The following is a 5326-nucleotide window of genomic DNA, read 5'->3' as shown; positions in this document are numbered from 1 at the left end:
CCCGAACGGGGTCGCCGGCAGCGGCAGGGAGGGGCTCTCAGCCCGCGGCGGCAGGCTGCTGGGCGCGGCTCACGTCGTACACGCCGGGTACGTCGCGCATGGCCCGCATCAGGCCCGGCAGCCCTGCCGCGTCCGGCAGCTGCAGTGTGTAGGTGTGGCGGACCCGCTGTTCGCTGGGCGGCTCGACGGTCGCCGAGACGATGGCCGCGTCCGCGGCCGCGATGGCCTCGGTGAGGTCGGCGAGGAGCCGGGGCCGGCCGAAGGACTCGGCCACGAGGGTGACCCGGTAGCCGGTGGTGCCGCTCCAGTCGCCCGCGTCGTTCCAGCGTGCCCCGACGGCCGCCCTGCCGAGCTCCCGCATGCGGGCCACCGCCGGGCACTCCTCGCGGTGCACGGTGACAGCTCCGCCGCGCACCGTGAAACCGGTGATGCCGTCGGGCGGGACGGGGGTGCAGCAGCCGGCGAGCCGGACCGGCGCGCCCTGGGTGTCGACGGTCACGCCCGGAGCCCGGCCGCCCGCCCTCCCCCTGCTGCCCGAGGTGTCGTCGACGGGCTGGAGCTGTGGCCTCGGTGCGTCGGGCCTGCTTCTGTGCGGTCCTTGCGCACCGTCCGGATGGGCATCGAGCCAGGCCGTGATCGCGATCCGGGCGGCAGGGGTGCGCGCGTGGTCGAGCCACTCCGGGGAGGGGCCGGACGAGGCGTCCTGGGCGAGGAGCAGCTGCACGGTGTCACCGTCGTTCAGTACGGTGCTGAGGGTGGCCAGCCGGCCGTTGACACGGGCTCCGATGCAGCCGTGCGCCTCGTCGCCGTACTGCGCGTAGGCGGCGTCGACGCAGCTGGCGCCCGCGGGCAGCCCCAGCGTCCCGCCGTCGGTGCGGAAGACCGTGATCTCCCGGTCCTGGGCGAGGTCCGCGCGCAGCGTGGCCCAGAACGTGTCGGAGTCGGTCGCTGCTTCCTGCCAGTCCAGGAGGCGGGAGAGCCAGCCGGGCCTGGTCGGGTCGGCGCGCTCACCGTCGGCGGGCTCGGCCTGGTGCGCGGCGGCGACGCCGTCCTGGGTGTACGGGTTGCCGAGCGCGACGACGCCCGCTTCGGCGACCTTGTGCATCCGGTGCGTGCGGATGAGGACTTCGGCCACCGCGCCCCCGGGGCCGACGACCGCCGTGTGCAGCGACTGGTAGAGGTTGTACTTGGGGGCCGCGATGAAGTCCTTGAACTCGGAGATCACCGGGGTGAAGCAGGTGTGCAGCTCACCCAGGACCGCGTAACAGTCGGCGTCCTCGCCGACCAGCACCAGCAGCCGTCCGAAGTCGGTGCCCCGCATCTCGCCGCGTTTGGTCCACACCCGGTGCACCGAGACGAAGTGGCGCGGTCTGATGAGCACTTCGGCGCTGATGCCGGCTTCCCGCAGAGTCGTCCTGACGCTGCCGGCGATCTCCGTGAGAGGGTCCCGCGCACCGTCCCGGGCGGAGATCAGGGCCTGGGTGCGCTCGTACTCCTCCGGGTGCAGGATCGCGAAGACGAGATCCTCGAGCTCCGTCTTGAGCGCCTGCACACCGAGCCGCTCGGCGAGCGGGATGAGCACGTCCCGGGTGACCCTGGCGATCCTGGCCTGCTTCTCGGGGCGCATGACGCCGAGAGTCCGCATGTTGTGCAGCCGGTCGGCCAGTTTGATCGACATGACCCGGACGTCGTTCCCGGTGGCGACGAGCATCTTGCGAAAGGTCTCGGGCTCGGCGGCGGCTCCGTAGTCGACCTTTTCGAGCTTGGTGACGCCGTCGACCAGATAGCAGACCTCGTCACCGAACGCCTCGCGCACCTGATCGAGGGTCACCTCGGTGTCCTCGACCGTGTCGTGGAGCAGCGAGGCGGTCAGGGTCGTCGTCTCCGCGCCGAGTTCGGCGAGGATCAGGGTGACGGCCAGTGGATGGGTGATGTACGGCTCGCCGCTCTTGCGCGTCTGGCCGCGGTGGGAGGACTCGGCCAGGACGTAGGCGTTGCGCAGAATGGTGAGGTCGGCGTCCGGGTGGTGCGCGCGATGAGCCTCCGCGACGTGCCCGATGGCATCGGGCAGCCGGTCACGGGAGGCCGTCCCGAGCAGGGCGACACGGCCCAGCCTGCGCAGATCGATCCGTGGACGACCGCGCTTGCGAAGGGGAGCACCTGGATCGGTGGCCTCTGCGCTCATGGGGCACCTCCGGCAGCGTCGACCGGCGGTGGAGGGGTGCGGATACGCCTCCGGGCCGGTGCTTGATGCTATCGACCCCATCACGTGGCACGGACCCGCTCCCGCCCGGCGTGAAACGGATCACCCGTTCGAGCGAAGCTCTAACCGATCACCGTTTCGAGCCAGACGGGGTCGAGCGCGCCTTCCGCGACGATCACGGCGGGTCCTGTCATGTCGATCCCGCCGTCCGGGTGTTCGGTGATCACCAGGGTCCCGCCGGGCAGATCCACCGTGTACGTGGCCGGGGTCCCCGTCCGCGCCGGGTCCACGCCGTCCCTGCGGGCGGCGGCGACGGCCACCGCGCAGGCGCCGGTGCCGCAGGAGCGGGTCTCACCGGAACCGCGCTCGTGGACGCGCATCGCGACGTGCCGGGGCCCGCGGTCCGCGACGAACTCGATGTTGACCCCGTCCGGGTAGACGGACCGGGGGCTGAACAGCGGTACGGAGTGGAGCTCCCCGGCGTGGGCCAGGTCCTCGACGAACGCGACGGCGTGCGGATTGCCCATGTTCACGTTGCGGGCCTCCCAGCTGCGGCCGTCCACCGTGACCGTCACGCCGTCCCCGGACAGGACGGCCCGCCCCATGGAGACCGTGATGTCGCCGTCCTTGGCGATGTGCACCCGCTTGACGCCGCCCCGGGTCGCCACGGCCAGATCACCCTCCGTGACGAATCCGGCATGCTGCAGGAAGCGGGCGAAGACACGCACTCCGTTGCCGCACATCTCGGCGAGCGAACCGTCCGCGTTGCGGTAGTCCATGAACCACTCGGCCTGCTCGGCCATGTCCCGCGCCTCGGGGTGCGCCGCGGACCGCACGACGTGCAGCAGCCCGTCGCCGCCGATGCCCGCCCGGCGGTCGCAGAGCCGGGCGACGGCGGAAACCGGCAGGCCGAGGGTGTTGTCCGGGTCGGGAACGATCACGAAGTCGTTCTCGGTGCCGTGGCCCTTGAGGAAGGTGATCTGCGAAGTGCTCACGAAGCAACTGTACGAGGCCGCACCGGCGATCCGTGGGGCCGGGCCGCAGGGCCGGCCCCGTCGGCGGAGCCGGGCCACGCACGTCAGCGGAGCCGGGCCACGCGCCAGACGGCCAGGGACACCAGGGCGGCGCAGACGGCCACGTACAGCGCGATCACCCGCCAGTCGGGCCGGGCGTCCGGCCCCCTGGCCGACAGGCCGGGCCAGGTGTATCCCACACGGCGCGCGGCCATCATGCCCCAGCCCGCGGCGCAGCAGCTGATCAGCAGGCCCAGCATCGCCACGACGGCACCACCGCCGCCGAACTCGAAGGCGAGCGGGAAGGCGAACATCAGGGAGCCGGCCGCCGCCAGCCCCACGATCGGTGCGAGCTGCCAGATCCGCAGCCGGCGGGCGGGGCGGAGTTCGACCTCGACCTCGGGGGTCACCTCGGGCTCGTCCGGCCCGTCAGGGCTCAGACGGCCTGCGTCGTGCTGCACATCCGGTGATTCTCGGTCTGTGTCGCGAGGGCCGGCCTCCATCGCCACGCGCCCTCCCAACTCGGACTCCACTGGTCGATCGATGCTCGATGATGGCACGGCCCCGGCCGCCGGAATGACGGGCGGAGCTTCCCGATGCCATCACGTGATCAGGCTGTTATAGCCCCCCTTCAGGGTTTATGCAGGTCAGACGCCTGCTGCTGGCCGGCGAGTCAGCAGGAGCTCAGCAATAGCCCCAGGTCAGCGCCCGATTGACGGGTCGCGACCAGCCCGGAGAAGGAACCATCTCCACCATGTCGAACAGGCTTGCGCGGGGCAGGGGCGGCTTCTTCAGGCCCTGCGGGTGCCGCAGACCCTCCGGCTGCCCGTGCCTCTGTGCGATCCGCTCCCGCGCCACCCGGGGGGCAAGCAGTCCGTGGAGTCCGGCTTCCCCGCCCCGGACGCCGCCGTCGAGCGCCTGACCGAGCTGTACACGGTCCGCAGGACCACTCCGGGCGTCGACTTCCGTCACCCGTGCGGAAGCGTCAGACGGCACGTGGCACGGCAGCGGCCAGGTCCCCCACGACGGCCCTCGCCAGCAGGCCGACCGGGGGCATGCCGAGCGACAGGAGCGCGTCGTGGAAGCGGCGGTGCGTGTAGCCGCCGGCCCAGTGGGCGCGGGCCAGGTCGCGGACCCGCAGGATCTCCGCCTTGCCCAGGGTGTAGCGGCCGTACGTGGGCTCGACGGCGCCGCGCAGGGCCTCGGCGCGGGCCGAGCGGCCGCGCAGGAACGCGTCCGCCTCGAAGCGCGCCGTGGCCTCGTCGACCGTCATGCCGCCCGTGTGCAGGCCGATGGAGCAGGCCAGGCGCGTCACGCGGAGCAGCGCCTCCAGGGCCATGCCGATGACGTAGCGGGGGTCGTGGGCGCGGAAGCCCTCCTCGGCGTACAGCTCCTCGGCGTAGTGGGCCCAGCCCTCGACGAACGCCGGGGACTCCAGGGACCTGCGCACGTCGCTGGTCAGGGCACGCAGGGCGCGGCCGTGGGCGTAGTGGCCCGGGGTGACCTCGTGGACGGTGATGGCGGGGAGGGAGGTACGGCTGAAGACCGAGAGCCACTCCTCGGCCTCGTGCGGCGGCCACGCCGGGTCCGGTGGGACCACGTAGTACCAGCTGGGGGCGTCCTGCTCGTAGGGCGCGGACCACGACATCATGGCCTGCGCGTAGGCGCGGGACGCCGGGGCCGGGCCCACCCGGCACTCGCCGCCCGGGTCCGCGATCAGGTCGCGGGCCACCGCGAAGGACGTCACCTCGGACAGCAGGGCCCGCGCCTCGGCGAACACGCCCTCCCCGGTGGTGGGGTGGTCCTTCATCAGGGCCGGGACGGCCTCGCGTACGCGTGCGCCCGGGGCAAGGCGTTCCACAGCCTTCTCCAACAGGGCCCACAGCCGCGTCCGTTCGCGGTCGGCGGCGTCCGTCAGCGCGGCGGTGCCGTACGTCATCCCCTCCCCCGCACCCAGCAGGCGCAGGAACGCCGCCTCGCCCAGGGCCGCCGGCTCGGCGCCGGTATCCGCTGCCCCCTCGACGTGCGCGACCAGGCGCCGCGCGGCGGCCAGGGCCTTCTCGTCGCCGGTGGCGTCCTGGGCGAGGCCGCGCAGGGCGGGGAGGGCCGC

General features: G+C 72.9%; 4 protein-coding genes. All 4 read right to left on the bottom strand.

What is annotated here, in order from left to right; translation table 11 throughout:
* Positions 1-37 precede the first annotated feature (37 nt).
* Entirely contained in the window at positions 38-2185 is a 2148-nt protein-coding gene (locus tag VN520_RS16825; RefSeq protein ID WP_325747735.1) for a RelA/SpoT family protein, read from the bottom strand.
* A 140-nt stretch (positions 2186-2325) separates the two neighbouring features.
* Entirely contained in the window at positions 2326-3198 is an 873-nt protein-coding gene (gene dapF, locus VN520_RS16820) for a diaminopimelate epimerase (protein ID WP_325747734.1), read from the bottom strand.
* Between the two features lie 83 nt (positions 3199-3281).
* Complete coding sequence (locus VN520_RS16815; protein ID WP_325747736.1) at positions 3282-3719, bottom strand: hypothetical protein; 438 nt, start codon at positions 3717-3719, stop codon at positions 3282-3284.
* 482 nt (positions 3720-4201) lie between these two features.
* Positions 4202-5326 (bottom strand): DUF885 family protein (locus VN520_RS16810; protein WP_325747733.1); only part of this gene is annotated, 1125 nt, incomplete at its 5' end.

The sequence above is a fragment of the Streptomyces sp. genome, assembly GCF_035563135.1.
Lineage (GTDB): Bacteria > Actinomycetota > Actinomycetes > Streptomycetales > Streptomycetaceae > Streptomyces.
The sequence above is the reverse complement of the archived record's forward strand: the minus strand, read 5'-3'. Positions and strand labels throughout refer to the sequence as shown.

What these genes read in the sequence shown, in the direction of transcription:
- VN520_RS16825 (WP_325747735.1), bottom strand. Translation starts at nt 2,185, where the DNA reads ATGAGCGCAGAGGCCACCGATCCAGGTGCTCCCCTTCGCAAGCGCGGT.
- VN520_RS16815 (WP_325747736.1), bottom strand. Translation starts at nt 3,719, where the DNA reads ATGGAGGCCGGCCCTCGCGACACAGACCGAGAATCACCGGATGTGCAG.